The organism is Desulfovibrio diazotrophicus (assembly GCF_902498985.2).
In the GTDB taxonomy this organism is placed as follows: domain Bacteria; phylum Desulfobacterota; class Desulfovibrionia; order Desulfovibrionales; family Desulfovibrionaceae; genus Desulfovibrio; species Desulfovibrio legallii.
The window spans coordinates 275,344-301,694 of record NZ_OX346397.1 but is presented as its reverse complement, the minus strand read 5'-3'; the positions used below and the strand labels follow the sequence as shown (position 1 = coordinate 301,694).

The following is a 26,351-nucleotide window of genomic DNA, read 5'->3' as shown; positions in this document are numbered from 1 at the left end:
TGCAACGCAGGAGCTTAGCCCATTACGATGAAAAAAGTTACGGGTAAAGACGGCAGCGCTATGCATTTGCGTGCGTAAGCGCCGGAACGAGCGTGCCGTACCTTTGCGAATACATATTCGCAAAGGTACTCTGCCCTGGAATATCATGCGGCCTTCCGCCCCTGACGGCGGCACTTCAGCCTGTAGCCCAGCCAGACAAAGCCTATCCACAGGGGGGCCAGCAGTACGGAAATGCCCTCGCCGATGTAGACCAGCACGGCCAGCACCAGCACCATAAAGGCCAGGCAGAGGTAATTGGCGAAAGGATGCCAGAAAGCCTTGAAGACCAGGGCCTCGCCCGCCCGCTCTTTGGCCGCGCGGAACTTGAGGTGGGTCAGACTGATCATGGCCCAATTGATGACCAGCGCCGCCACCACCAGGCCCATAAGCACGCCCAGAGCGCTTTTGGGCATAAAGTAGTTGAGCAGCACGCAGACCAGCGTGGCCCCGGAAGACACCAGCAGGGCATACACGGGCACGCCCCGCGCGCTCACCTCGCCCAAGGCCTTGGGGGCATTGCCCTGCAGGGAAAGGCCGTAAAGCATGCGGCTGTTACAGTATACGCAGCTGTTATAGACTGAGAGCGCCGCCGTCAGCACCACAAAATTGAGCACCCCGGCGGCGGAAGGAATGCCGATGAGGTCAAAAATCTGCACAAAGGGGCTGGCGATCATGGCCTCGGCCCAGTGGCTCTTGTCCACGGGCGCGCCCAGCATGTTCCAAGGGTGCAGGCTCAAGAGCACGGCCAGCGCACCGATGTAAAAAAGAAGAATGCGGTAAATGAGCTGATTGATTGCCTTGGGGATGGTCTTGCGCGGGTTGTCCGTTTCGGCGGCGGCAATGCCCACCAGTTCCAACCCGCCAAAGGAAAAGGCCACCACAGCCAAAGAAGTGACCACCCCTGCCCAGCCATTGGGGAAAAAGCCGCCGTGGGTCCACAGATTGCTCAGGCCCGCTTCGGGCCCGGCCTGACCGCTGGCCAGCAAAAAACAGCCCAGGGCGATCATCAGCACAATGGCCACCACCTTAATGACCGCAAACCAAAACTCCATTTCGCCAAAAAAGCCCACCTGGGCCAGATTGATGGCATTGATGCACAAGAAGAAAAAAGCCGTGGTCTGCCACGGCTCCACCTGGGGAAACCAGTACTGCACATATACGGCCACGGCTGTCAGTTCCGACATGCCCACCAGCACATACAAAATCCAGTAGTTCCAGCCGGAAAGCAGCCCCGGAAAGTCGCCCCAGTATTTGTGGGCCAGATTGCTGAACGAGCCGGCCACAGGCTCCTGCGCCATCATTTCACCCAGTTGACGCATAATCAGAAAGGCGATGAAGCCGCCCACGGCGTAGCTCAGCAGTACGGCGGGGCCAGCCATCTGGATGGTACCCGCCGAACCGAGAAACAGGCCCGTGCCGATGGCCCCGCCCAGGGCGATGAGTTGGATATGTCTGTTTTTTAACGCACGCTTGAGATGGGGGGTGTCTGTTTTCATGAAAAATTGGGGTTGTGGCGCGTCCGAAGGCGGCCGTTACTTGTCACCGCCCGCCGCCGCAGGGGCGGGCGCGTCCTGCACGTCCACAATGCGCACGCCAAACTCGGCCACGCCTTCGGGCGGCGCATAAAACAAGACCATAAACGGCACTTCGCCCCCGTGGGGCACGTTGCTGTTGTTGGTGAGAATTTCCACCTTGTTGGTAAGAAAAGCCTCCATCTCCTTTTCACTCAGCACCTGCAGCTGAAAGAGCGAAAGCTGCGCCCCGGCTATCTGCCGTTTCACCGAAAGGGGTTTCTTGTCCTTGTCATAGATGGCGGCCTCCACTGTAACCAATTCCTTGGGCTGCGGAAATTCGTTAACCACCCGGCCCTCAATAACAAAGACCTTGCCTACCTTGTCGTTATCCACATAATACTGGCGCACGTTGCGCATGGTGAGCAGTTCCACCTTTTGGGCGATTTCCTGCTCCGTGGGCGGCGGGGTTCGTTGAGCGGCCCCGCGCGTCTGGTACCAATAGCCGCCCGCGCCCGCGCAGACCAGTGCCAGCAGCAGTAACAAGACCCACTTGCCGCCCACGCGGCGGCGCTTCATGGGCATATCCGGCAACGGCCCCTGAGCCGGATTGTCGGCCTGGGGCGTATAGGGAAACACCGTCGAGCAGACCGAGCAGCGCAGCTTGACGCCCGGCTTGGCAAGCTGGTCCGGCAACTTGAAACGGCTGGCGCAGTGGGGGCACTTCACTTCCATTTTTTTCTCCCGTCTTCCGCCGACGCCGGGGCCGGCGGCCTGCTGTAAGCGGGGCGCGGCCAAAGGACGGCCCCGCAACGAAGGCTACAACGTAACCTCGTAAACGCCGGGCAGCATGCGGTAGTGCTCGGCATAATCCAGGCCGTAGCCAACAATAAAGCCTTCTTTGAGCTTAAACCCGGCAAAGTCCACCTTTACGTCCACCTCTCGCCGTTCGCCCTTGTCCACCAAGGCGGCCAGGCGCACGCTGCGCGGCCGACGCGCGGCAAACTGACCCAGCAAAAACTGCATGCTGTAGCCGCTGTCCACGATATCTTCTACAATCAGCACATGCTTGCCGGCAATGTCAATCTCCACATCCTTGCTGAAGATGACGTGCTTGGAGCTGGACGCCTTTTTGCCATAGCTGGACAGGCGCACAAAATCCAGTTCCATCTTTTCATTATGCAAGGCGCGTACCAGGTCACTGAAAAAAATGAAGCCCCCCTTGAGCACGCACACGGCCACCAGGGGTTCCTGCCCGTACAGGGCGTCGATTTCCGCCGCCAGTTCGCGCACGCGCACGGCGATCATTTCCTGGCTGAACACGGATTTCAAAGCCTTGACGGGGGTCAGGGCGGCCTCTTCAGACATGGTTTCCTCCTTGCACACCGGCCACGGGGGCCGTCAGATTCAAAAAAACAGCAGTTTCATCGCAATCCGGGTACTTGGCGCAGTGCACGCAGTCGGCCCAGATTTTTTGCGGCAGCACGCTCTTGTCCACAACGGCGAAGCCCAGGCGTGCAAAAAAGGCTTCCTGATAGGTCAGGGCAAAGACTCTGGTTATGCCCAGAGTCGGGCCTTCTTCCAGACAAGCCCGGACCAGCAGCCGCCCCACGCCCTGACGGCGCAGGTCGTCCTGCACCACCAAAGAACAGATTTCGGCCAGATCTTCCCATACCGGAGCCAGAGCGCAGCAGCCTACCGTACGGCCTGCCGCATCTGCGGCCACCATAAAGTTACGCACATGCCCGTAAAGGTGGATGAGCGCGCGCGGCAGCAGCAGGCCCTGACGCGCACTGGCCAGCAGCAGGCCGTGCATGGCCGGCACGTCTTCCATGCGGGCCTTGCGCACGGTAAATGCGCTCATTGGGCGCTCAGCAGCTTTTTGAAAACCATCTCCATAATCTCACCGTCGGCCACCCCCGGCTCGGAAAGCACCAACTGACCGTCTTTGCTGTAAAAAGCATTGTGGGGGATGCTACTTACCTGGAAGGCGCGGGTAATATCCCGCCCGGCCATGTACACAGGGTAGTCCATGCCCATGCTGCGCACAAAGGGCGGCACCACCTCAGGCTTTTCGTCCACGGAAAGGCTGATGATGACCACGTCCTTACCTTCGTATTTTTTGTGCATTTTGACCAGTTCGGGAATTTCCATCCGGCAGGGCGGGCACCAGGTGGCAAAAAAATTGAGCATGACCACCTTGCCCTTGTTTTTGGCCAACAGGTCCGTGAGCCCGCTCAGATTGAGCTTGGGCACAGCGTCCGCCGCGGCGGCCAGGGCCGAGCAGGGCAGAAGCAGACAAAGCAGGAGGGGCAGAAGGACTTTTTTCATACCGCACCGCAGGTCAAACCTGATTGCTGAAGGTGACGCCGCCCAAAAGCCTGCAGTACAACTGCAGAGCAAGGACGGAAAATCGGGATTACAAAAACTGACGGGCGGCCCGCACAGCCCCCACGGCATCAGGGCTGTAGGCGTCCGCGCCGATGGCGTCCGCAAAGGCCTGCGTCACCGCGGCCCCGCCCACCATCACCTTGATGGGCAGGTTGCGATCCCGCACCAGTTTTACGGTATCTTCCATGCGCACCATGGTGGTCGTCATCAAGGCCGACAGACCGATGATACGCGCGTTGTGCTTCAGGGCGCAAGCCACGATGTCCTCAGCGGGCACGTCCTTGCCCGCGTCCACCACCTCAAAGCCGTGGTTGCCCAGAAGCAGAGAAACAATATTCTTGCCGATGTCGTGAATATCGCCCTCCACCGTGGCCATGACCACCACAGGACGCTTTTCCGGGCCGCGACCGGCCTCCAGCAGGGGCTTCAGACGGACAAAGGCCGTCTGCATGGTCTCAGCGGCACGGATGAGCTGGGGCAGAAAATATTCCCGCCGCTCATAGCGCGCGCCCACTTCGGTGATGGCCGGGATAAGCGTATCCTGCACCAGGCTGAAAGGGTCCGCTCCGGCGGCCAGCTCAGCCTCCAGCAGGGTCACGACGTTTTCCTTGTCGCCATTGAGCACGGCCTCGGACAGGGTGCGGGCCGCGCCCGCCCCGTCCGCGCGCAGGGTCACTGCCCCGCTGTCTGCCTTCCATGCGGCGTAGCCGCCGATAAAGGACGCGGCGTGGGGGTCGTGCTCCCCCAGCACCTTGAGGGCGTCCACGGCCTCGCGTACTCGTCGGGCCGAAGGGTTGGCTATGCAGGAAGTCAGCCCTGCCCCGGCCGCGTAGCAGAGGAAGGTGGCGTTGAGCAGCTCCCGCGCGGGCAGACCAAAAGAAAGATTGGAAAGCCCCAACGTGGTGGGCAACCCCTGCGCTGTGCACCAGCGCACCATCTCCAAGCACTGGCGAGCTCCGTCCGGACTGGAGGAAACAGCCAATGCCAGTATGTCCACCATCATGAGCCGACGCGAAATGCCCAGCCCCTCGGCCCGGACCAGCAGGCTTTCCACCGTGCGGATGCGCTCGGCGGCCTTTTTGGGCAGGCGCGCGCCCTCAATGGGCAGCAAAATGAACGGCGCGCCGAAATCCCGGCAAAGCGGGCCCAGCACTTCCATGCGCCCGGCCTCGCCGCTGATGGAATTAACCAGAAACGAACCCGGGCAGTACGGCAGAGCGTTGGCAATGGCCTGGGCATTGGGCGAGTCCAGCGAAAGGGGCAGGGTCAGCCGCGCCGTAAGCTGCTGCACCAGCTCCGGCAAAAGAACCGTTTCATCCACCAGCGGCGCGCCCACGTTCACGTCCAGCACGCCCGCCCCGGCCCGCACCTGGGCGTCGGCCAGGTCCATGGCCGTGGCAAAGACCCCGTTCTGCAGGTCCTGGGTCAGGGCTTTTTTGCCCGTGGGATTGATGCGCTCGCCGATGATGACAATGGGCTCCCCGGCCCCCACCCGCACCAGCTGCGAACGGCTGGTCAGGCAGATGCCCGGCCGGGGTACGGCGGCGGCGTCCACGCGCTCTGTTCCGCGCAGGGTCTGGGCCAGAGCGGCGATGTGCGCGGGCGTGGTGCCGCAGCAGCCGCCCAGCACGGCGGCCCCCATACCGGCAAAGGGCGCGGTTTCACGCGCAAAATCCTCCGGACCCAGGGGAAAGACCGTTGTTGTGCCGCGCAGCTCCGGCAGACCGGCGTTGGGTTCGACCATGACCGGGCAGGTGCAGGCCCCCAGCAGATCCGCCACCACGGGGCGCATCTGCTCCGGCCCCAGGCTGCAGTTGGTGCCCACCACGTCCACGCCCATGTTTTGCATGGTTTCCGCAAAGATGGCGGGGCTGGAGCCGGTCAGGCTGACGCCCTGTTCAAAGGTCATAGAAACCATGACCGGCAGCCGACAGACCCGCCGGGCGGCGGCCACGGCCAGCCGGGCCTCGGCTAGGTCAAACTGGGTTTCCACAAAAATAAGGTCCGCCCCACCGGCCGCCAGCCCCTCTATCTGCCGGGCAAAGGCCTCCAGCAGCTCGGCCGGTTCTACCGCGCCCAGGGGCTTGGCAAACTGGCCCGTGGGGCCCACGTTGCCCGCCACAAAAACCGGCGCGCCGTCAGGACGGGGGCTTGCGGCCGCCGCCGCGCGGGCCACCTCGGCCATGCGCTTGTTAAAACGGAAGACGTCGAGACTTCGCGGCAGCTTATAGGCGCTGGCCCCAAAGGTACAGGTAGTGATGATGTCCGCGCCGGCCTCCAGGTAGGCGCGGTGAATGTTCTGGAGAATCTGGGGATTCTCCATGCAAAATTCCTCGGGGCTCACGCCGGCGGGCAGGCCGGAAGCCTGGAGCATGGTGCCCATGGCGCCGTCCAGCAGAAGGGGCCGCCCAAGGCCCGAGGGAGGAAAAAACGTCATGACCGCCTCATCAGAATCGGTTGCCGGAAGGGGCTGCGGGGGGCTTTGCTTTCCGCCCGCAATGCCTGTATGCTGTCTTTTCAGCTTTGCCGCCGCGCGGCAGGCCCTGTAGTACTGAAAAACGGAACAAAGAACAAATCTGAAATTCCGGCCCCTGACCCTCGCGCCCGGCAGGCCGCGATGGCCCAATATGGACAGCATGAAAAAAAATAGCAAGACAGCCGCTCCGGTCCCCACCGGAAACCCCGCGCCACAGCCACGGGACGCCGCCGTCCGGCCCGATGCGCACGCCGCGTCGGTAGAAATTCTGCCTCCCCCTCACCCCGAAAAAAAACGCCGCCGGACGCGGGGCCCTGCCCCGACCGCCGCCAAGGGGACCCCGGAAGCCGCCGCCAAAGGCCCCGTGCTGGACGTGGACGACCTGGACGAACACGACGACGACCTGGACGCCGCGCCCGACGGGCTGCCGGCAGAACTGCCCGAAGATCCGGACGACGCCCCGGCTGACGCCGCATCCGAGGGCGACGCCCCTGCGCCCCTGGCCCTGGAGGAGGAACCGGCCGACGACCTGCCGGCCCCGGCCACCACACACCTGCCCGCCGTGGGCCCGCGCGACAGCCTGCGTCTCTACCTGCGTGAAATCAGCCGCTTTCCCATGCTCAAGCCGGACGAGGAGCACGAACTGGCCCTGCGCGTGCGCGACCACAACGACCCGGACGCGGCCTTTCGCCTGGTTTCCTCCCACCTGCGCCTGGTGGTGCGCATCGCCATGGATTTTCAGCGCCGCTGGATGCAGAACGTCCTGGATCTGGTGCAGGAAGGCAATGTGGGCCTCATGCGCGCGGTCAACAAGTTTGATCCGGACAAGGGCATCAAATTTTCCTATTATGCCTCTTTCTGGATCAAGGCCTACATTCTCAAATTCATCATGGACAACTGGCGCATGGTCAAAATCGGCACCACCCAGGTGCAGCGCAAGTTGTTCTATAACCTGAACCGGGAACGGCAAAAGCTGATCATGCAGGGCTTTGACCCGGACGCGGCCATGCTTTCGGAACGCCTGGGCGTGAGCCCGGAACAAATTGAAGAAATGGACCAGCGCCTGGCCGGCAACGACGTCTCCCTCAACGCCCAGGTGGGTGAAGAAAGCGGCGGGGCCACGCGCATGGACTTTCTGCCCGCCCTGGGCCCCGGCATAGAAGACAGCCTGGCCTCGGACGAAATTGCAGGCCTGCTGCGTTCCCGGCTCAAGACCATCATCCCCAAACTGAATGAAAAAGAGCTCTACATCCTTAACAACCGCCTGCTCACGGACGAACCCGTCACCTTGCGCGAGATAGGCGAACGGTATAACGTCACGCGCGAGCGCGTCCGTCAGCTGGAGACACGGCTGCTGGAAAAAATCCGCCAGCACCTGGCCGGGGACATCAAGGATTTTTCAGACGCATGGATACAATCCTGAATGAAACGTAAGCACCTTGCCCTGCTCTGCGCCCTGGTTCTGGTAACCCTGGCGCCCTTCTCCCTTCTGGGCTGCGGCGGCTGCGCCGGTTCCCGCCACGAAGGGGAAGGCGCAAAAGACCAGACCACCGCGACGGACACCGCCGCGCCCGCCGCGTCGCACGTAAAGGCGGCCCAGGCCCGCGCTCCTGAAGCCCTCTCGCCCGACGCCCTGGACACCTACGCCTTTCTCGTCTACGCCCACGGCCTCAACAATGAAGACGAAAGCGCCCTGGCCGCGGCCGCGCCCCTCATGTCTCGCGCCCGCATGCCCGCCGGCATCTGGCTGGAAGGCGGCGTCTGGCTGGTCAGCCGCAAATCCCCCGTGGCCGTGCCCTATCTGGATGCGGCTCTGCTCACCTGGCCGGAGGACATGTCCCTCAACCTGCTGCACGCCGAAGCCCTAGCCGATCAGGGGCAGGCCGCACGGGGCGTGGCCCTCATGCGGGCCTACCTCAAAAAACACCCCAAATCCCTGGACGCGCGTCTGGAGCTGGCCTTGCTGCTGGTCAAGGACAAACAGTTCACCGAGGCCGGAGAGCTGCTCGACGCCATCCCCGAACAGCAGCGCACCCCCCTGGTGGACTACTACCACGCCCGCGCTCTGCTGGGCATGGACCGCCCGGATGCGGCCGTCCCCTACTTGCAGAAGGCCGTCAAAAAAGCCCCGGACTTTGTGGAGGCCCTGGCGGAGCTGGCCTTTGTCTACGAGCAGCGCGGCAACCTCCCGGCGGCCCGCGCAGCGTATGAAAAGCTGCTCAAGCTGGATTTCTCGCCCCAGGATGTGCTCCTGCGGCTCATCCACATTTCTCTGCGCCTGAACCAGCCCGAACGGGCCCTCAAATACATGCGCCAGGGGCCGGACACGCCGCCCTTCAGGCTCACCGTGGCCAGCATGCTGATGGATTCGCGCCACTACCTGCAGGCCGAGCGCCTCCTCAAGCAGCTGGCGGCCCAAGGCAACGCGCCCGACGAAGTCTATCTGCTGCTGGCGGACCTCACCTACGCCCAACGCCGCGAACTGGACGTGGCTCTGGCCTGGCTTGACCATATCCCGGCCAAGAGCAAAGCCGCCGGACGCGCCACCCTGCTGCGCGCCCAACTGCAGGCCGAAGCGGGCCAGAACGAAGCCGCCCTGGCCACCGTGCGCGCACGCCGCAAAACAGCGGACGCCCCTGAGCTCTGCGACGCCGAAATCCGCCTGCTGGCCCGGCTCAAACGCATGCCCGAAGCCCTTCTCGCCGCCAAAACCGGGGCGGCCCTCTGGCCCGACCAGGCGGAGCTGGCTTTTCTGCTGGGTTCCGTACTGGACGAATCGGGCGACAAAAAGGCCGCCATGGAAATCATGGAAAAGGTCATCGCCCTGCAGCCCGACAATTTCCAGGCCCTCAACTATGTGGGCTATACCCTGGCGGAACAGGGCCGCGACCTGGACAGGGCCCTGCAGCTGTTGGGGCGGGCCGACGAGCTTTCTCCGAATCAGTCCTATATTATCGATTCCCTAGCCTGGGCCCTGTTCAAATCCGGCAGGCTGGAGGAAGCCTTGACCCAGATCCGCCGCGCCGTCAAACTGGGTGAACGGATAGACCCCTCCATCTGGGAGCATTACGGCGATATTGCCGCGCGTCTGGGCCTCAAGGACGAAGCCCGCACCGCATACAGTAAAGCTCTGGAACTCAAACCCGCCAATGCCGAAGCCCTCCGGCAGCGCCTTTCACAGCTATGAAACACATCAACCTCCCCCTGCTCTGCACGTTGGTTCTGCTCTGCGCCTGCGCCCGCCAACCAGCTATGGAAACGCCCTCGCCAGAGGCCCGCGCCCACCTGGAACAAACCTGGCAGCGCTACGCGGCCGCCGACGCCGCCGTGGCTCCTGCCCCCTACCGCCTGCAGCTCAGCCTGCGCTTCGGCACAGAAGGCGATACCCGCCGGGTCACGGCCCTGTTCTGGGGCAACGGCCAGCGCAAACTGCGCATGGACGTTATGGCCGGCGTGGGCGCCACGGTGGCCAACATTCTTGAAGACGGCCAGCATTTTCTGGTTTTTGCGCCCAACGAACACAAAGCCTATTTCCATCAGGGGGCCAACAAGCCCCTGTTGCAGGTAGGCGTGCCCGTACCCTTCAATCTGGACCATCTGGCAGACCTGCTCAACGGCCGTTACGCCCAGGTCTTCGGTCGCGACTACGCAGAGGCCGCCGTCCAGGCCGACGGCCTGGCCCGGTACACGCTGGAGGGAAAACCCGGCGGCAGCCTGACCCTCAGCGCACAGGGCCTGCCCGTGGCCTGGAGTGAAAACGCCCACGGCGCGAAAGGCTGGAGCATGGAAATCCTCTATACGGATGACGCCAGCCCCCTGCCCCGCCGCCTGAATCTGACCCACAGCAACGGCAAGCGCGCCATTGTACTGGTCAAGGAAAGGGAAAAGCCGGCCCAGGCCTTCACCGAGGCCCAGCTTTCTTTGCCGCTGCCCGAAGACGTGCCCTTGCTGCCCCTTTCACAATTCAAGCAACGTTAACGCGCCGCCGCCCGCCCGGCGGCCCTGTGCAGGAGACAGGCCCCATGCGCACCATTCATCTGGCTTCGGATCACGCCGGTTTTGCCCTCAAGGGCCTGCTGGCTAGGCATCTGGAATCTCGCGGCTACGCCGTGCAAGACCACGGCACCCACTCCACGGAAAGCTGCGACTATCCCGTACTGGCCCACGCTCTGGCCGCCGCCGTGGAAGCGGAACCCGAAGGCCTGGGCGTGCTCATCTGCGGCACGGGCATCGGCGTTTCCATCACGGCCAACCGCCACCCCGGCATCCGCGCCGCACTCTGTGCCACAGAGCTGCAGGCCCGCCTTGCCCGTGAGCACAACAACGCCAACGTGCTCTGCCTGGGCGCGCGCATTATCGGCGACGAACTGGCCCGCGCCATTACCGACGCCTTTCTGGACGGCCATTTTGCCGGGGGCCGACACCAACGCCGTCTGGACCGCATCAACCTGCCCGCCTGAGCCAGGTTAAAGCCTTAAAGGACAGCCATGCAGATCTACAACTCTTTGGGTCGAAAAAAAGAACCTTTTGTGCCGGTGCGCCCCGGCAAGGTGCAGATGTACGTCTGCGGCATCACGGCCTACGACTACTGCCACATCGGCCACGCCCGCTCCGCCCTGGTCTTTGACGTGCTGGCCCGCCATCTGCGCCACCTGGGGCTCAAGGTGCTGTTTGTACGCAACTTCACCGATGTGGACGACAAAATTATCAACCGTGCCCAAAAAGAACAGCGCGACTGGCGCGAAGTGGCCCAGACCTATATTGACGCCTTTCACGAAGATATGGACCGCCTGGGCGTGCAGCGCGCCGATGCGGAACCCCGCGCCACGGACTACATCCCCCAGATCGTCGAACTCTGCGGCAAACTGGTGCAAGAGGGCGCGGCCTATGCCACGCCTTCGGGCGACGTCTACTTCCGGGTGCGGGCCTACCCCGCCTATGGCAGACTCTCCGGCCGCAGTCTGGATGAGCTGCTCTCCGGCGCACGGGTGACCCCCGGCGAAGAAAAAGAAGATCCTCTGGACTTTGCCGTGTGGAAGGCCGCCAAGCCCGGCGAACCTTCCTGGGAAAGCCCCTGGGGCAGGGGTCGGCCCGGCTGGCATGTGGAGTGTTCGGCCATGAGCGCCCCCTACCTGCCCTTGGACATCCACGGCGGCGGCCAGGATCTGGTCTTTCCCCACCACGAAAACGAAATTGCCCAGTCCGAGGCAGCCTGCCACTGCGAACTGGCTCGCTACTGGGTGCACAACGGCTTTGTGCAGATCAACGCCGAAAAAATGTCCAAATCCCTGGGCAACTTCAAAACCATTCGGGATATTCTGGAAAGCTATCTGCCGGAAACCCTGCGCTTTTTCCTCCTGGGCAAGCACTACCGCAGCCCCGTGGACTTCAGCGCCGAAGGCATGGACGAGGCCGAAAGGGCCCAGCACCGCGTCTACAGTGCACTGCTGGCGGCCCGCCGCGCCCTGACCCGCGCCAAATGGAAAAAAACGCCCCTGCCCCCGGCTCTGCTGGAGGAATGGCGGCCCCTGGCCGCTACCTTTGAGGCCGCCCTCAACGATGACCTCAACACGGCGCAGGCCCTGGGTCAGATCTTTTCCCAGGTCCGGATCATCAACCGTCTGCTGGAAGACTCCGGGCTGCGCGCCGGCGAGGAAGCCCGCGCCCTGCTGCAGGAATTTCTGGGCAACGCCCGTGACTGGGACGCCCAACTGGGCCTGTTTGGCCAGGAACCGGAAACCTTTCTCCACGACCTGCGCACCCTGCGCGCCCGTCGGCGCGGCATTGACCTGGCGCAAGTGGAGGCCCTGTTGGAAGAGCGCCGTGCGGCCCGCGCCGCCAAAGACTTTGATCGCTCGGACGCCCTGCGCCAAAACCTGCAGGAGCTGGGCGTGAGCGTGCGCGACACCCCTGAAGGCCAGGTCTGGGATCTGGAATAGCGCGCTCGACGTCCGGCAGAATGGGGCGTTTGGGGGACACATCCCTGAGAGTTTCCCTTCCTTTGGGAGACCGCCCCGCGGTGGGATGCAACACGTGTACGCCGCTGCAAGGGGCCGCGCTTCAGGAAGCGGGACGCAGGCGCAATGCCCGACGGCAGGGTACAGGCCGACCGCTGGGCCGACTGCCCGGCCGCAGGTCGTGCCGGTCTCGAACGGTTCCCGAAAAATAACGCCGTTGCGGCGGTCCCGTGGGGACGGGTCTTGCTTTGGTGAATGCCCGCCCCTGCGGCGGCCTCCCCGGCATGGAGGTATCGCCCGTGTTCCAGCATGAGGCCTTGCGCCGTCGTACCGCGCTGCTGATTCTGCTGGCCTTTGCGCTGACCTTGTGCACGCCCGGGCCCGCCGCAGCCTTCTTTTTCGGCGGCGTGGGCATCAAGGACGAAAAGGAGATGGGCCGCAAATTCGACACCATGCTGCGCGCCAGTCTGGCTGTGGTGGACGACCCGGAGGTGAGCCTCTACGTCAACAAGGTGGTGACCAGGCTGACGGCCCCCATGCCGCCCCAGCCCTACACCTTCAAAGCAACGGTCATCCTGCACAACTCGCTTAACGCTTTTGCCGTGCCCGGCGGCTACGTCTACGTCTTTACCGGCCTGCTCATGAATCTGGACAGCGAGGAACAGCTGGCCGGAGTGCTGGCCCACGAACTGGCCCACGTGACCCAGCGGCATGTGGCCTCCCGTCTGGAGCGCGCCCAGTTCCTCACTCTGGGCAGCCTGCTGCTGGCCGTAGCGGGCATAGCTGTGGGCGGTCAGGGCGGCGGGGCGCTGGCCGTGGGAGCCATGGGCGCGGGGCAGTCCGCCATGCTCAACTACAGCCGTATGGACGAAAACGAAGCCGACCACATTGGCTTGCAGTACCTGGTGGCCGCGGGCTACCCGCCCACGGGCATGGTGGGCGGTTTCAAAATCCTGCGCCAGAAAAGCTGGATGAGCGGCACCAACGTGCCCGCCTACCTTTCCACCCACCCGGCCATCGGCGACCGCATCAACGGCTTGCAGGCCCGCATCCAGACCATGCCCAAGGCCGTGCTGGACAGAAAGCAGGACAACCGCCAGTTTCTACGGGTCAAAACCCTGCTCTGGGGGCGTTACGGCGACCCGCAGGCCGCCCTGCAGCGCTTTGCGGGCAAGGACGCCCTTTCGCGCATGGGCGCGGGCATGGTGCTGGCCCGGCAAAACCGGGTCAATGAGGCCAGCGCGGCCTTTGACCAGGCCCTGGCCGCCGCCCCCAACGACCCCTTGGTGCTGCGCGAGGCTGGAGCCTTTCACTACCGCAAAGGCGACATGGACCTGGCCGGAGACCTGCTGCGCAAGGCTCTGCGCCAGGATCCGCGCGACTATATGGCCGCCTTTTTCTACGCCCGCATGCTGGACGAAACGGGCCGCGCCCGCGAGGCCGCGCCCTACTACCGGGACGTGCTGCGCGCCGTGCCCGACGACCCAGAAGTACACGAGGCCTTCAGTCGTTCTCTGGGCAAAACGGGCGATACGGCCAATGCTTATATTCACCTGGCCTACAGCGCCATCTATGCCCACAACCGCAAAATGGCCGAACGCTACATGGCGCAGGCCCGCGCACGGGCCGGCAAGGGCGGCGATGCCCGAGCCCTGCAGCGCCTGGAAAATGTCTACAAAGAACGCAAGGAGCTATGGGAATCAAATTGATGGACACGCACGCAACTACCATTCTGGCCGTTCGGACCAACGGGCAAACGGCTCTGGCCGGGGATGGCCAGGTGACCCTGGGCCAAAATATGATCATGAAGCACGGCGCGCAGAAGGTGCGCCGCCTGGACAACGGCCGGATCCTGGCGGGCTTTGCCGGGGCCACGGCCGACGCTTTTACCCTGTTTGAACTTTTTGAAGCCAAGCTCAAGGAACTGCGCGGCCACATGGTGCGCGCCGCCGTGGAGATGACCAAGGACTGGCGCAAGGACAAATACCTGCGCAAACTGGAGGCCATGCTCCTACTGGCGGATAAAGAGCACATTTTGCTGCTCTCCGGCACGGGCGACGTCATTGAGCCGGACGACAACGTGGCGGCTATCGGCAGCGGCGGCCCTTACGCCCTGGCCGCGGCCCGCGCCCTGACCCGGCACAGCACCATGGACGCCGAAACCGTGGCCCGCGAATCCCTGCGTATAGCTTCAGAAATCTGCGTCTACACCAACGACCATATCACCATAGAGGTACTGTAACCGGCCTGTGCCGGAAAGGTGGCGTCATGAATACTCTGGTGGCCGGCTGCAAAATCAATCTCGGCCTGCGCATCACCGGGCGGCGGCCTGACGGATACCATGAGCTGGATTCGCTTTTCTGTCCGCTGCCGCGGCCCTGTGACCGCCTGCGCCTGCGCATCACGGAAGGAAGCGGCCTGCGCGTCCTTTGCGATACGCCGGACCTGAACCCGGAGGACAATACCCTCACCAGAGCCTACGCGGCCTTTGCCGCGGCCACGGGAGCGGGGCCGGAGGCCCTGCCGGCACTGGAAATCACTCTGCGCAAGGGCATTCCCGTGGGGTCGGGCCTGGGCGGCGGCAGCAGCGATGCCGCGGCCCTTCTACGCTGGCTCAATGCCCACGCGCCGCAGCCCCTGGAGCACTCGGCACTGACAAAGGCAGGCCTGCAGGTGGGGGCGGACGTGCCCTTTTTTCTGCAGCCGGGGCCGCAGCTCAAAGCCTGCCGGGTGCGCGGCGTGGGCGAGCAGCTGGAACCGGCCGGAAAACACCTGGCCGGCCTGCGCCTGGTGCTGGTCTGCCCGGCGCACAGTGTGAGCACGGCCCAGGCCTATGCGGATTTTGACGCTGCCCGCACTGACGGGACCGCGGCCGGGCCTGCGGGGCAAAATAACTTGACAAAGGCCGAAGCCGGGGCTAATGGAACGTTTCTCTCCGAGGCGCAGCCTGTGGTGGATCTGCACAACGACCTGGAGGCCGTTGTGTTTGCCCGCCACCCGCAGCTGGCGGCCATTAAGGCCCAATTGCTGCGCCTGGGCGCCTTTGCGGCGGGCATGAGCGGCAGCGGCTCGTCCATTTTGGGACTCTTTCACCTGGAAGCCCTGATGGAAGCGCGCGCCGCAGCGGCTGTGCTGCAGGAGGAGGGCTGGCGCGTCTACGCGCTTACGCTGTGAAATACTGGGATGTAGCCAAGTGGTAAGGCAACGGGTTTTGGCTCCGTCATTCGAAGGTTCGAACCCTTCCATCCCAGCCACAGCCCCACGTCCGGCGCTGGACGCGGCTTTGGGCCGCTCTGGCGGCCGTGTCCAACCGTAAATGCCCCTTGGGCGCGCAAGGCGGGACAGGTTCATGTTCAGCGATCTCAAGATCGTTACCGGGTCATCCAATCCGGATCTGGCCAAGGCCATCTGCAACCACCTGGGCTGTCAGCTGACGCCCACCTTGGCTACCACTTTCAGTGACGGCGAGTTGCGGATTGAAATCGGCGACAACGTGCGCGGCGACGACGTTTTTGTGGTGCAGCCCACCTGTCCGCCCACGGTAAACCGCAACCTGGTGCAGCTCTGCCTGATGCTGGACGCCCTCAAGCGGGCCAGCGCGGGCCGCATCACGGCCGTGATTCCCTATTACGGCTACGCCCGGCAGGACCGCAAGGTCAGCCCGCGCGCGCCCATCAGCGCCAAGATGGTGGCAGATTTCATCAGCGTTTCCGGGGCGGAACGGGTGGTCACCATTGATCTGCACGCCGGACAGATTCAGGGCTATTTCGACTGCCCGGTGGACAATCTGTTTGCCGTGCCCGTCATGCTGGACGCCCTGCGCCAGATGCACGAAGACAACGTGGTTATTGTTTCGCCCGACGCCGGCGGCGTGGAGCGCGCCCGTGCCTACGCCAAGCGGCTCAACGCGCCCCTGGCCATTGTGGACAAGCGCCGCGACAAGCCCAATCAGGCCCAGGCCATGCACGTCATCGGCGAAGTTGAGGGCCGGGTGGCCATTGTGGTGGACGACATGATCGATACCGCCGGCACGCTCTGCGCCGGGGCCGACGTGCTGCTCAAAAACGGCGCCACCAAGATTGTGGCCTGCGCCACCCACCCGGTGCTCTCCGGCCCGGCCATTGAGCGCATCAACAGCACCGGGGCTCTTTCACAGGTTTTTGTCACGGATACCATCCCCCTGGGCGACAAGCTGGAACGCTGCCCCAAACTGCAGGTTATTTCCGTGGCCGCCCTGCTGGGCAAAACCATCCACAACATCCATACCGGCTCCTCGGTAAGCGTGTTGTTTGTGTAGCCTGCGCCAGGACATTTTGTCAGTACCGAACTTTTTCCGCACGTTTCAGGCGGCGGCAAGCCAAGGAGTGGACCATGAGCATTGAAAAAACACTGTCTGTGCAGAAGCGCGAGGGTTGCGGCAAGGGCCCTGCCGGCCGTCTGCGCGCCCAGAAGCTGATTCCGGGCGTGTTCTACACCGCCAAGGGCGAAAACGTGGCCGTACAGGCCCCGGCCCTGCCCCTGGAAAAACTGTTTGAAGAAGTGGGCCGTACTACGGTCTTTAATCTGGAAATCGACGACAACGGCCAGAAAAACGTGCACCCCGTCATGTTCTGGCAGGTGCAGTCCCATCCCTACAAGAAGGCCTTCACCCATGTGGATTTCTACGGCGTGGACCTGAATAAGACCGTCACCGTGGAAGTGCCCCTGGAAATCGTGGGGGTTTCCCGCGGCGTGAAGCTGGGCGGCATTCTGGAAATCTACCGCGAAGTGATCCCCTTGCAGAGCAAGCCGCTGAACATGCCCAAAAAAATCGTGGTGGACGTGAGCGAAATGGATATCAACGACACGGTTAATGTGGCGGACCTCAAACTGCCCGAAGGCGTGGCCGCCGTGTTTGATCAGAACTTTGCCGTGGTGAGCGTGCTGGCCAAGGCCAAGGACGACGCCGCGGCCGACGAAGCCGAAGCGGAAGCCTAAACGCGCCAGGCACAGCGTAAAAACGCGCGGAAGGGCCTGGTTTTCTGGGGCTTCCGCGCGTTTTTGCGTCTGCCGACGCCACGATGCCATGCCGCCGTTTGCTGTTGACACCCACAGACTGGGGCAGGGGCGCCGGGCCTGCAGCCTGGAATACTGGCCCAACCCCGGCGCAGGCGTGGTGCTGTTTTACCCCGGCACCATGCTCTCCCCATTGCAGTACCGCCCCCTGCTCCTGGCCCTGCGCCGGGCGGGGCTGGCTGTGGCTGCCCTGCATTATACGGGGCACGGGGTTAACCCGCACCGTGTGGGCTTCACCTTCAACGACCTGCTGGGCAACGCATTTACGGCTGAAGCCTGGCTGCGGGGACAGGGGCACACGGCCTTGGCCGCATGCGGCCACAGCCAGGGGGGCATCCTCTGCCTGGCGCACGCGGCGGCCAGCGCCCATCTGACGGCCGCCTTGCCTGTGAGCGCCATATTGCCCCAGCAGTCGGAAGCCATCAGCATTACCCACTTTGCCGCCTTTGCGCAGCAACGGGAAGGCTTGGTGCGCCTGATCGCCGGGGCCGCGCGCCTGATGCCGCGTCTTCCCCTGCCCGTACAGGCCTATCTTTCCGCCAGGCGCATTACGGCTAACGCCTTTGGGGTGCGCACCAGCCGCCGCAAAGTGCGCTACAGCTATCCCCTGGCCTTTCTGGCCAGTCTGTTTCAGGCCAGGGTGCCGCCACGGCCGCGCTGCCCGGTCTGCCTGTTTGCCGCGCCGGACGACGCCCTGTTTACCCCCGCGCTGACAAACAGTGTGTTTGCCCTGCTGGAAGCGCCGACCAAAAAGCTGGTCTGGCTGCCCGGCGGTGGGCACCTGGCCGCCATGCAGCCCAAAACCTGCACCTTTCTGGCCCGGCACGCGGCGGCCTTTTGCGCCGGCCAAGGGCTTCCCCTGCGCCTGAGCGCCGGGGAAGAAATGCTGGCAGAAGCCGCATGGCCAAGGTAAAACGGGCCCGGAGGGCAGCATAGGAAGCAGCGCGCCGCCCTCGCACGAACACGCCCCGGAACGGCGTGCCCGGCGCAGGCCGTCTGCCCTTTTTCCGCTGTTTTTTTTGCAGCGTTGCAGCAAGGATACACTCATGGACTATGAAGGACTGCTGGCGGGCCTTGGCAACCCCGGCCAACGCTACGTCGGCACCCGTCACAACTTTGGCTTTGCCCTAGCGGACGCCCTGCTGGACAAGGCCCGGCAGGATGGTCAGGCGGAGGCCCTCAACGGCGGCAAGTTTTCCTGCGAACTGTGGCGGGCGCGCCTGCCGCAACTGGGGGGCTGGTGGCTGGTGGCCAAGCCCCAGACCTTCATGAACTGCAGTGGTCAGAGCGTACAGCCTCTGCTGGCCTGGCACCGCCTGCCGCCGGAAGTGCTGGTGGTGGCCCACGATGAGCTGGACATTCCGGCGGGCCAGCTGCGCTTCAAGCGCGGCGGCGGCAATGCCGGGCACAACGGCCTCAAATCCATCACAGAACAGCTGGGCACGCCGGATTTCTATCGCCTGCGCCTGGGCATCGGTCGTCCTCCGCACCAGGGCGAAGTCACCAACTGGGTGCTGGGCCGCCCCGATGCGGCCGACGCCGCGCGCATGAGCACAGCCCTGCCCCTGGCCCTGGATGTGCTTTGCGCCTTTGCAGCCAAGGGGCTGGAGGCGGCCACGCGCCTGGCCCGCCAGGCCGGGACGTAACCTGCACAATGGCCGGAGAGACTGATGGACAACAGGTGCAACGCTGCGGCTGCATTCCGGCGCTTACCCGCGCCAATAACCTGCCTTTGCGCCTCCACGGCGGACGTCTGCTGACACAATCGTCAGGGTATTGCGACGTTGCCATGTCCTGCGGGAGACCGGGCGCACCATGCGCGCCGCGCCGCAAGCCCGATGCAGCTTCCCTTGCAGGTCCCTTTTACCCTCTCCTGCTGAAAGATTCGGGGTTTGGGGCTGGACTCTTCGCTGCGTTTGCGCTAGGCTCTCTGAAGAGTTGCTATCAGACTCGCCTTTTTCTCTATAACCATTCGCGACTTTCAGCCGCACATGCGCCCGAAATTCGGGCTGGGCGTGCCGTATGGTACGCACGGTGGCATCATGTTCACTTCCGACGATCTCGTGGTATACCCGGCCCAGGGTGTGGGCAAAATAGAACGCGTAGACAGCCAGGTTATCGGTGGTGTGGCCTGCGAGTTCTATATTGTACGCATTCAGGCCAACAACGTCACGCTGATGGTCCCCGTGAACAACGCCGCCCATGTGGGCCTGCGTAAGCTCACGCCGCCGGACCGCGCGCAGGAGATCCTGGACGCCCTGCGCGCCCAGACGGAAAAGACCGTTTACACCGGGCAGAACTGGAACCGCCGCTTCCGCGAATATTCCGAACGCCTCAAAAGCCCGGAGCTGGCTGTGGTGGCTGGGGTGCTGCGCGAGCTGCTGCTCATCGGCCGCGGCAAGGAGCTTTCGTTCGGCGAACGCCGCCTGCAGGAACAGGCCATGAGCTTGGTGACCGGCGAGCTGGCCCAGGTGCTGGGGCTTGACGAAGACGCCATTCGCGATGAGCTGCTGGAAATCTACGCCCCGCCGGCCCCGCCGGCTCTGCCGGAGGCGGCTTCGCACTGACCGACGCCTGCCGGATGAAGTTTTTTTTCGGGCTGCGCCATATTTTTCCTTGCCATATGGCAAAAGATGGGCTAATCGCATTTTCGCACCTCTTTTCAGTTCCCTATCTTATCCGCTTACGCACTGCAGTGCCTATGCACTGTATGTGGCATACATTTCCTAAACGATCGGATTGTTATGCGCAAAAAGAAAACGTCTTCCACACTGTTGTCCGACAGCGCCCTCAGTTTGACGGATCTCAAAACCCGCAGCATGCAGGAGCTCATGGACCTGGCCGAGCAGTACGAAATTGAAAACGCCAGTTCCATGCGCAAGCAGGAACTTATCTTCGCCCTGCTTTCTACCTGTGCCTCGCAGAACGGCACCATTTACGGCGACGGCGTGCTGGAAATTCTGCCCGACGGCTTTGGCTTTTTGCGCTCGCCGCTGTGCAGTTATATGCCCGGTCCGGACGACATCTATGTTTCGCCCTCACAGATCCGCCGGTTTTCTTTGCGCAAAGGCGACATTGTTTCGGGGCAGATCCGCCCGCCCAAGGAGGGCGAACGCTACTTCGCGCTGCTCAAGGTCACGGAAATCGGCTTTGAACCCCCGGAACACGCCAAAAATCTTGTCCTTTTTGACAACCTCACCCCCATCTATCCCGACCACCAGCTCGTCATGGAAAATGGCGAGAAAAACCTTTCCAACCGCGTCATCGACCTCATGGCCCCCATTGGACGTGGTCAACGCGGGCTCATCGTGGCCCCGCCGCGCACGGGCAAGACCATTTTGCTGCAATCTCTGGCCAATGCCATCAACGCCAACAGCCCTGAAGTCTACCTCATCGTGCTGCTCATTGACGAGCGCCCGGAAGAGGTGACGGATATGGAACGCACCGTGCAGAAGGCCGAGGTCATCAGCTCCACCTTTGACGAACCGCCGCAGCGCCACGTTCAGGTCTGTGAAATGGTGCTGGAAAAGGCCAAACGCCTGGTAGAACGCAAGCGCGATGTGGTCATTCTGCTGGATTCCATCACCCGTCTAGGCCGGGCTTACAACGCAGTCACGCCCTCGTCCGGCCGCGTGCTTTCCGGCGGCCTGGACGCCAACGCCCTGCAGCGCCCCAAACGCTTTTTCGGCGCAGCCCGCAATATTGAAGAAGGCGGCAGCCTGACCATCATCGCCACCGCCCTTATCGACACGGGTTCGCGCATGGACGAAGTGATCTTTGAGGAATTCAAGGGCACGGGCAATATGGAAATCTATCTGGACCGCCACCTTTCAGAAAAGCGCGTCTTCCCGGCCATTGACATCAACCGCACGGGCACCCGCAAGGAAGACCTGCTCCTGCCCGACGACGTACTCAACCGGGTCTGGATTCTGCGCAAGATTCTGGCCCCCATGTCGCCCATCGACAGCATGGAATTTCTGCTGGACAAAATGCGTGGCACCAAGTCCAACAAGGACTTTCTCAACGCCATGGGCAAATAGCCGGAGCGCAGCTCCGGGCGACAGGGCCTTTTGCGGCGCGCTTTACCGCCGCCGCAGCACGGTTGACCTCAAAGCCCGTGCGGCTTATGGTAGCAATCCGTCAGGCTGCCTGCAGCCCAACATCCAACGGAGGCTTGCCGCATGTTCGGCATTGGCATGCAAGAATTGTTGCTCATTCTGGTGGTCGTGCTGTTGATCTTCGGCGCCAACAAACTGCCGGAAATCGGCGGCGGGCTGGGTCGGGCCATCCGCAACTTCCGCCGTGCCTCGTCGGAGCCGGACGAAATCGACATCACCCCCAAGGACAAAAAAACGTCCAGTAACAACGACGACAACACCAGCCACAAAGCCTGATCACACAGTGTTGCAAAGGATCGCCCCATGATGACCGAACAGCTTTCCGTATTTTTGGAAAACAGGGCGGGACGCCTTGCCGAAGTTACGCACGCACTGGCGGAAGCGGGGGTCAACATCCGCGCGCTTTCCCTGGCAGACACCTCGGATTTCGGCATCCTGCGCATGATTGTCTGCGACCACGAAAAAGCCCAGGCCGTGCTCAAGGCCAAGGGCTTTACTCTGGGCCGCACCAGCGTGGTGGCCGTGGAAGTGCCGGATACGCCGGGCGGCCTGGATTCCGTCCTGCAGCTGGTTTCCACCCACGGCATTAATGTGGAATACATGTACGCTTTTGTGCACCGCGCAGCTGAAAGCGCCGTCATGATCTTCCGCTTTGACAATGTGGAACAGGCCATCACCGTGCTGCAAGCCAACAACTTTACCATCTTGCCCGCCGCGCAGCTCTGCGCTCAGTAACGGCCCGGCACAGCATTTCCCGGGCAGTTAGCTCAGTTGGTGGAGCACCGCCCTTACAAGGCGGGGGCCGGGGGTTCGAGCCCCTCACTGCCCACCAAATAAATCAAGGGGTTATCCTTAATTAGGGTAACCCCTTATTGTTTGCACACATCATCTTGCACACCTTTTGTACGTTTTGGGCTGAACTCCGTGCCAGGGAACAACCTGTGGTGGTTTCGCACGGCCTTTGACTACGCCATCGGCTACGCCATGTTTGAAAGCCTGCGGCCGGGGTTCTTTACCCGCACCCGCAGGCGCGTGGAGCGGGAGAACAACCAGACCTTCTGGATGCGTCCGTTAGGGGTAAGGTGAGGGGACTGCCCGGCGCGCCGACGCAGGGTGCAAAAAAGGCCGGGGCAACCCGGCCTTCACGTTTATTGCTGCGCTACTTTATTGCTGCGCGACGGCCTGCTTTACCGTGTCGGCAATAAAGGCGTTCAAAGATTTGCCCTCTGCCGCAGCTGCGATGCTGGCCCGGTGGTATACTTCGGGGTCAAGACGCAGGGCAAAGTTCCCCCGGCTCTGTTTTTGTGGCTCAACGCCATGCTTGGCGCACTCGTCAAGAAAGACGCGCAAGGATTTAGCACCCTCATGGCGCAGGCCGGCGAGGTCAGTTGCATAAAAATCCGCGCCACCGCTCAGGCCCACAAATTCACCGCGAAACATCTCTATCTCCGGGTCATAGGCAATAACAGCCTTATAGCCTTCAAAGTTCATTACGTTCTTCATGGTTCTACTCCGTGTGCTTCCAGCCAGCGCATGATGCTGGCAACCGCCCCTTTGTCTGTAGTTGGCGCAGGGTGTGGGCGGTGAAAAACTTTGATCTCGCCGAACAAAAACACGCTTACCCTTGAGCCTTCTCTCTCGCTAATTTCTGCCCCAAGCGCAATAAACAGCGCTTCAATGTCTGCCCACCGGATGCCGTTGGGAACTTGGCCGTGCAAAAATTTGCGCGGGGGGTGGCTGCATGTTTGCCCTTCATGTAGATATGATATTGTTTAATGATATCATGTCAAAGTGATTTATCAGACGGGTTGCCCCTTGCCCCACCCTTGCCTGCCGCTCGTACGCGGTTTTCAGTTCCCGGCAGTTTCTTTCATTCCCCACCCCAAACAAGCGTGGGGTTTCCCCCTTTGGCCGCACAGTCCGCCAGGTAGGCGTTAACCGACACTCTTACGCAAGACTGCGCTCCTACAGACAACTTTTATATTTTGATTATTTTTATCATGATTTATTATATATAATTTAATGACCATTGACAGAAAATCAAAATTGGATTTATCTTTCATTTAAATCCAGCAATACTATTGCGGGAACAACCGGCATATGCAACATACTGCAGTGCAATCGTTGTTAAATTATCTATTATTATCAGACTAAATTAGTACAATCAGGATAGAATACGTCAACTATATATTATTCAGCATCCTGCAACGGCGCCTCAACACAAAGGCGTCTTGCTGCGCGGCTGCCACAACACATGGAAGAAGGAATGGGAAACAACGCCGCTTCTGTCAAAGTTTTTTTGCGACACGCCATGGAAGGTCGCCTGCGTCTGCGCGTAACCCCGCCCTCGCAGGCGCAGAAGGTGGGAGAAGTATGCAGGTCCTTGGCTGGGGTGCAGTCTGTGCGCGTCAACCCTGCCTGCGCCGCCGTAGTGTTGACCTACCAGCCTGCGCAGACCAGTGCCGAAGCCATTTTGCAGGCCCTTGCCGCACCGCGGCAGCCGGATAGTCGGGCCCCGGCTCCGCGCGCGAGCTGTTGCGCCTGCGCTGCGCCCCAGCCTGCGGGAACAGGTGTGCGCGGACAGTTGGTGCGATTTCTTACGCTTACCGGCGTCATGGCCTATGTCTTTGTGCGTAAGGTGCTGCTGAAAACCGCCGTGGCCGAAACCGCCCTGTCCCCTCTGGGCGTCATTTCTCTGCTGGCCGCCGTGCCGGTTGTGCGCCAATCGTTGCGCCACATGCGGGAAAAGCGTTTTACACTGGAAGGCTTCCTGGCGGCTGGCTGCGCCGCGGCCACGTTTTCCGGTCAGGCCCTCACCGCCCTGGAAATCCTGTGGATCCAAAGCGGCGCAGAAACCCTCAAAGCCTGGGTTTCGGAACGCTCCCGCAAGTCCATTTCCGCCATTCTGGACCTCACCGCCAAAAACACCTTTATTCTGGCGGGAGATGTGGAAGTGGAAGTGCCCGTCACCGCCGTCAAACCGCGCGACATCGTGGTGCTGCATACGGGGGAAAAGATTTCCGTGGACGGCTGCGTGGTCTCCGGCGAAGCGCTGCTGGACGATTCGCCCATTACGGGCCGGGCGGAAGCGGCCCATGTGCATGAGGGCGACAAGGTCTTTGCGGGCGCCTACGTGCGCCAGGGCATCATTCATGTGCGCGCCCAGTGCGTAGGCGACCGGACCTACCTGGCCCGCATCATGCGCCAGGTGGAAGACTCGCTGGACACCAAAGCCCCCATAGAATCCGTGGCCGACGGCCTGGCCCGCTCCATGGTGCGCCTGGGTCTGGCCGCCACCGGCCTTACCCTGCTGATCACCGGCAGCGCATGGCGGGCTTTTACGGTCATGCTCGTCATGGCCTGCCCCTGCGCCACGGTGCTTTCGGCCCAGACGGCCGTTTCCGCTGCCATTGCCGCCGCCGCCAAAAGGGGCATTCTCATCAAGGGCGGACGCTATCTTGAAGACGTGGGCAAGGCGGACACAGTCTGCTTTGACAAAACCGGCACGCTCACCAGTAACCAGCCCCGCATTGAACGCATTCTCAATTTTTCCGCTCATGACGAAACGGAGCTGCTGCGCTGGGCCTACTCGGCAGAGATGCACAACCACCACCCTTTGGCCCTGGCCATCCGCAACGCGGCCGTGGCCCGGGAAATCGACCCTATCTCTCACGCCGTGTGCGAATTCACCCTGGGCAAAGGCGTGCGCGCTGTGATCAACGGGAACGAAATCCGGCTAGGGAACAAAAAATATTTTGCCGAAAACGGCATCAACACCGATGTACGCACCGGGGAAGTGGCCGGGCTCATTGAACGCGGGCTGACCGTCATCTTTCTGGCAAAGAATACAGAGCTCCTGGCTGCCCTGGCTTTTTCCAACGAGCTGCGGCCCGACGCCGCCGCCACAGTGGCCGCACTTACGGCCGGCGGCGTGAGCACTCTGGCGCTGGTTACCGGCGATACGGAAAAAACCGCCCGCGACCTCTGCCGCGTTCTCGGCATCGACCAGTGCTACCACTCCATTCTGCCCGAACAGAAGGGCGAAATCGTCACCCGTCTACAACGCGACGGGCACAAAGTCATTATGGTGGGCGACGGCATCAACGACGCCCTGGCCCTGGCCGAAGCCGACATCGGCATTGCCATGAGCGCCAGCGGCGCCGATGTGGCTATTGAAGCGGCAGACATAGCGCTGGTGCGGGACGATCTGGCCGACATCATCTACGTGCGCCGCCTGAGTCGCCAGGCCCTCAGCATAGCCCGGCAAAACTTCTGGATAGCCACATCCACCAATCTGGGCGGGGCCCTGGCGGGGGCGCTGGGCGTGCTCTCTCCCGTGGCTGCGGGGCTCATCCATATTGTCCACACCCTGGGCGTGCTGGCCAATTCCTCACGCCTGCTGCTGCTCCACCCCGCACCTGCGGCGTCTGTGCCCGCCGCAACGACCGCCCCCACAGCAAAGGAATCAGCCAAAGCATGACTCTGCAAGAAATTCTCGCTATCCGCGCCCTGATTACAGTGGCGCACCATGTTCCAGGCCGCGTGCGCCTGCGGCTGGACCCACAGGTACGCTCCCTGCCGGCCGCCGCCGAACTGGGCAACCTGCGCGCCAATGAGCACGGTATCCTGGCCACACGCCTGAACCCCCTGGCGCGCTCTCTGGTCATTGAATACGACAGCGCAAAAATTTCTCCAGCCCTTCTGGAAGAATTTTTGGCCGGCACGGACGACGCCCGCGTTGCCGCGCTGGCCGAGCAATTCGCCAAAATTTTTGGCGTAACACCTCAATCATAGAGGAGAAATC

General features: G+C 62.5%; 27 protein-coding genes and 2 tRNA genes. 21 read left to right on the top strand and 8 right to left on the bottom strand.

What is annotated here, in order from left to right:
* Nucleotides 1–143: 143 nt before the first annotated feature.
* The 6 genes from J7I12_RS01290 to J7I12_RS01265 form a co-directional block, all read right to left on the bottom strand.
* Nucleotides 144–1,535, bottom strand: a complete 1,392-nt coding sequence (locus J7I12_RS01290) for an amino acid permease (protein WP_118229178.1) — start codon at nucleotides 1,533–1,535, stop codon at nucleotides 144–146.
* A 36-nt stretch (nucleotides 1,536–1,571) separates the two neighbouring features.
* The gene (locus J7I12_RS01285; protein WP_130957944.1) at nucleotides 1,572–2,285 is read right to left on the bottom strand and encodes a zinc-ribbon and DUF3426 domain-containing protein; all 714 of its coding nucleotides are present in this window, start codon (nucleotides 2,283–2,285) and stop codon (nucleotides 1,572–1,574) included.
* 84 nt (nucleotides 2,286–2,369) lie between these two features.
* Entirely contained in the window at nucleotides 2,370–2,918 is a 549-nt protein-coding gene (hpt, locus tag J7I12_RS01280) for a hypoxanthine phosphoribosyltransferase (RefSeq protein WP_118229180.1), read from the bottom strand.
* Entirely contained in the window at nucleotides 2,911–3,414 is a 504-nt protein-coding gene (locus tag J7I12_RS01275) for an N-acetyltransferase (RefSeq protein WP_118229181.1), read from the bottom strand. The genes hpt and J7I12_RS01275 overlap by 8 nt, the downstream gene beginning before the upstream one ends.
* Nucleotides 3,411–3,881 carry a TlpA family protein disulfide reductase gene (locus tag J7I12_RS01270; protein WP_118229182.1) on the bottom strand — a complete coding sequence of 157 codons (471 nt, stop codon included), beginning with the start codon at nucleotides 3,879–3,881 and terminating at the stop codon, nucleotides 3,411–3,413. The genes J7I12_RS01275 and J7I12_RS01270 overlap by 4 nt, the downstream gene beginning before the upstream one ends.
* Before the next feature lie 88 nt (nucleotides 3,882–3,969).
* Nucleotides 3,970–6,378: a homocysteine S-methyltransferase family protein gene (locus J7I12_RS01265; protein ID WP_288907516.1), complete on the bottom strand. Its 2,409-nt coding sequence runs from the start codon at nucleotides 6,376–6,378 to the stop codon at nucleotides 3,970–3,972.
* A 199-nt stretch (nucleotides 6,379–6,577) separates the two neighbouring features.
* Here J7I12_RS01265 and J7I12_RS01260 point away from each other — a divergent pair, with 199 nt between their 5' ends.
* The 19 genes from J7I12_RS01260 to J7I12_RS01170 all read left to right on the top strand — a co-directional run bounded on the left by J7I12_RS01260 (nucleotide 6,578) and on the right by J7I12_RS01170 (nucleotide 22,633).
* On the top strand, nucleotides 6,578–7,840 hold the full coding sequence (locus tag J7I12_RS01260; protein ID WP_270229140.1) for a sigma-70 family RNA polymerase sigma factor: 1,263 nt from the start codon (nucleotides 6,578–6,580) through the stop codon (nucleotides 7,838–7,840).
* Nucleotides 7,841–9,604, top strand: a complete 1,764-nt coding sequence (locus J7I12_RS01255) for a tetratricopeptide repeat protein (protein ID WP_118229184.1) — start codon at nucleotides 7,841–7,843, stop codon at nucleotides 9,602–9,604. It abuts the gene before it with no gap.
* Nucleotides 9,601–10,395, top strand: coding sequence for a hypothetical protein (locus J7I12_RS01250; protein ID WP_302548960.1), 795 nt, complete (start codon nucleotides 9,601–9,603; stop codon nucleotides 10,393–10,395). The genes J7I12_RS01255 and J7I12_RS01250 overlap by 4 nt, the downstream gene beginning before the upstream one ends.
* Before the next feature lie 44 nt (nucleotides 10,396–10,439).
* Nucleotides 10,440–10,877 (top strand): ribose 5-phosphate isomerase B, encoded by a 438-nt coding sequence (gene rpiB / locus J7I12_RS01245; protein ID WP_118229186.1) that lies wholly within the window; start codon nucleotides 10,440–10,442, stop codon nucleotides 10,875–10,877.
* A gap of 27 nt (nucleotides 10,878–10,904) precedes the next feature.
* Nucleotides 10,905–12,356 (top strand): cysteine--tRNA ligase, encoded by a 1,452-nt coding sequence (gene cysS / locus J7I12_RS01240; protein ID WP_118229187.1) that lies wholly within the window; start codon nucleotides 10,905–10,907, stop codon nucleotides 12,354–12,356.
* 317 nt (nucleotides 12,357–12,673) lie between these two features.
* A complete protein-coding gene (locus J7I12_RS01235; RefSeq protein WP_242621218.1) occupies nucleotides 12,674–14,083 on the top strand; it encodes a beta-barrel assembly-enhancing protease in 1,410 nt (469 codons plus the stop codon).
* Complete coding sequence (gene hslV / locus J7I12_RS01230) at nucleotides 14,083–14,616, top strand: ATP-dependent protease subunit HslV (protein WP_118229188.1); 534 nt, start codon at nucleotides 14,083–14,085, stop codon at nucleotides 14,614–14,616. Before J7I12_RS01235 ends, hslV begins: the two co-directional genes overlap by 1 nt.
* A 26-nt stretch (nucleotides 14,617–14,642) precedes the next feature.
* Nucleotides 14,643–15,548 carry a 4-(cytidine 5'-diphospho)-2-C-methyl-D-erythritol kinase gene (gene ispE / locus J7I12_RS01225; protein ID WP_303192739.1) on the top strand — a complete coding sequence of 302 codons (906 nt, stop codon included), beginning with the start codon at nucleotides 14,643–14,645 and terminating at the stop codon, nucleotides 15,546–15,548.
* Between the two features lie 5 nt (nucleotides 15,549–15,553).
* Nucleotides 15,554–15,628: transfer RNA gene (locus J7I12_RS01220), tRNA-Gln, on the top strand.
* A 95-nt stretch (nucleotides 15,629–15,723) separates the two neighbouring features.
* The gene (locus tag J7I12_RS01215) at nucleotides 15,724–16,671 is read left to right on the top strand and encodes a ribose-phosphate diphosphokinase (protein WP_118229190.1); all 948 of its coding nucleotides are present in this window, start codon (nucleotides 15,724–15,726) and stop codon (nucleotides 16,669–16,671) included.
* 74 nt (nucleotides 16,672–16,745) lie between these two features.
* Nucleotides 16,746–17,351: a 50S ribosomal protein L25/general stress protein Ctc gene (locus tag J7I12_RS01210; RefSeq protein ID WP_118229191.1), complete on the top strand. Its 606-nt coding sequence runs from the start codon at nucleotides 16,746–16,748 to the stop codon at nucleotides 17,349–17,351.
* Between the two features lie 88 nt (nucleotides 17,352–17,439).
* Entirely contained in the window at nucleotides 17,440–18,342 is a 903-nt protein-coding gene (locus J7I12_RS01205) for an alpha/beta fold hydrolase (protein ID WP_288907394.1), read from the top strand.
* A gap of 133 nt (nucleotides 18,343–18,475) precedes the next feature.
* The gene (pth, locus tag J7I12_RS01200) at nucleotides 18,476–19,075 is read left to right on the top strand and encodes an aminoacyl-tRNA hydrolase (RefSeq protein WP_302413230.1); all 600 of its coding nucleotides are present in this window, start codon (nucleotides 18,476–18,478) and stop codon (nucleotides 19,073–19,075) included.
* Between the two features lie 396 nt (nucleotides 19,076–19,471).
* Nucleotides 19,472–19,996: a CarD family transcriptional regulator gene (locus J7I12_RS01195; protein ID WP_118229193.1), complete on the top strand. Its 525-nt coding sequence runs from the start codon at nucleotides 19,472–19,474 to the stop codon at nucleotides 19,994–19,996.
* A 177-nt stretch (nucleotides 19,997–20,173) separates the two neighbouring features.
* Nucleotides 20,174–21,469 carry a transcription termination factor Rho gene (rho, locus tag J7I12_RS01190; RefSeq protein ID WP_118229194.1) on the top strand — a complete coding sequence of 432 codons (1,296 nt, stop codon included), beginning with the start codon at nucleotides 20,174–20,176 and terminating at the stop codon, nucleotides 21,467–21,469.
* A 141-nt stretch (nucleotides 21,470–21,610) separates the two neighbouring features.
* A complete protein-coding gene (locus tag J7I12_RS01185) occupies nucleotides 21,611–21,823 on the top strand; it encodes a twin-arginine translocase TatA/TatE family subunit (protein ID WP_118229195.1) in 213 nt (70 codons plus the stop codon).
* Between the two features lie 27 nt (nucleotides 21,824–21,850).
* Entirely contained in the window at nucleotides 21,851–22,282 is a 432-nt protein-coding gene (locus J7I12_RS01180; RefSeq protein WP_118229196.1) for an ACT domain-containing protein, read from the top strand.
* Nucleotides 22,283–22,303: 21 nt separating this feature from the next.
* Nucleotides 22,304–22,379, top strand: a tRNA-Val gene (locus tag J7I12_RS01175).
* Between the two features lie 92 nt (nucleotides 22,380–22,471).
* Nucleotides 22,472–22,633: a hypothetical protein gene (locus tag J7I12_RS01170; RefSeq protein WP_288907393.1), complete on the top strand. Its 162-nt coding sequence runs from the start codon at nucleotides 22,472–22,474 to the stop codon at nucleotides 22,631–22,633.
* A gap of 78 nt (nucleotides 22,634–22,711) precedes the next feature.
* Here J7I12_RS01170 and J7I12_RS01165 read toward each other — a convergent pair whose 3' ends face one another.
* Both J7I12_RS01165 and J7I12_RS01160 read right to left on the bottom strand, forming a co-directional pair.
* A complete protein-coding gene (locus J7I12_RS01165) occupies nucleotides 22,712–23,038 on the bottom strand; it encodes a type II toxin-antitoxin system HicB family antitoxin (RefSeq protein ID WP_288907392.1) in 327 nt (108 codons plus the stop codon).
* Between the two features lie 8 nt (nucleotides 23,039–23,046).
* Nucleotides 23,047–23,265, bottom strand: coding sequence for a type II toxin-antitoxin system HicA family toxin (locus tag J7I12_RS01160; RefSeq protein WP_302548827.1), 219 nt, complete (start codon nucleotides 23,263–23,265; stop codon nucleotides 23,047–23,049).
* Nucleotides 23,266–23,813: 548 nt separating this feature from the next.
* Between J7I12_RS01160 and J7I12_RS01155 the strand changes: the two genes are divergently transcribed.
* Nucleotides 23,814–26,027, top strand: a complete 2,214-nt coding sequence (locus J7I12_RS01155; RefSeq protein ID WP_302548826.1) for a heavy metal translocating P-type ATPase — start codon at nucleotides 23,814–23,816, stop codon at nucleotides 26,025–26,027.
* On the top strand, nucleotides 26,024–26,341 hold the full coding sequence (locus tag J7I12_RS01150) for a hypothetical protein (protein WP_207287325.1): 318 nt from the start codon (nucleotides 26,024–26,026) through the stop codon (nucleotides 26,339–26,341). Before J7I12_RS01155 ends, J7I12_RS01150 begins: the two co-directional genes overlap by 4 nt.
* Nucleotides 26,342–26,351 lie beyond the last annotated feature (10 nt).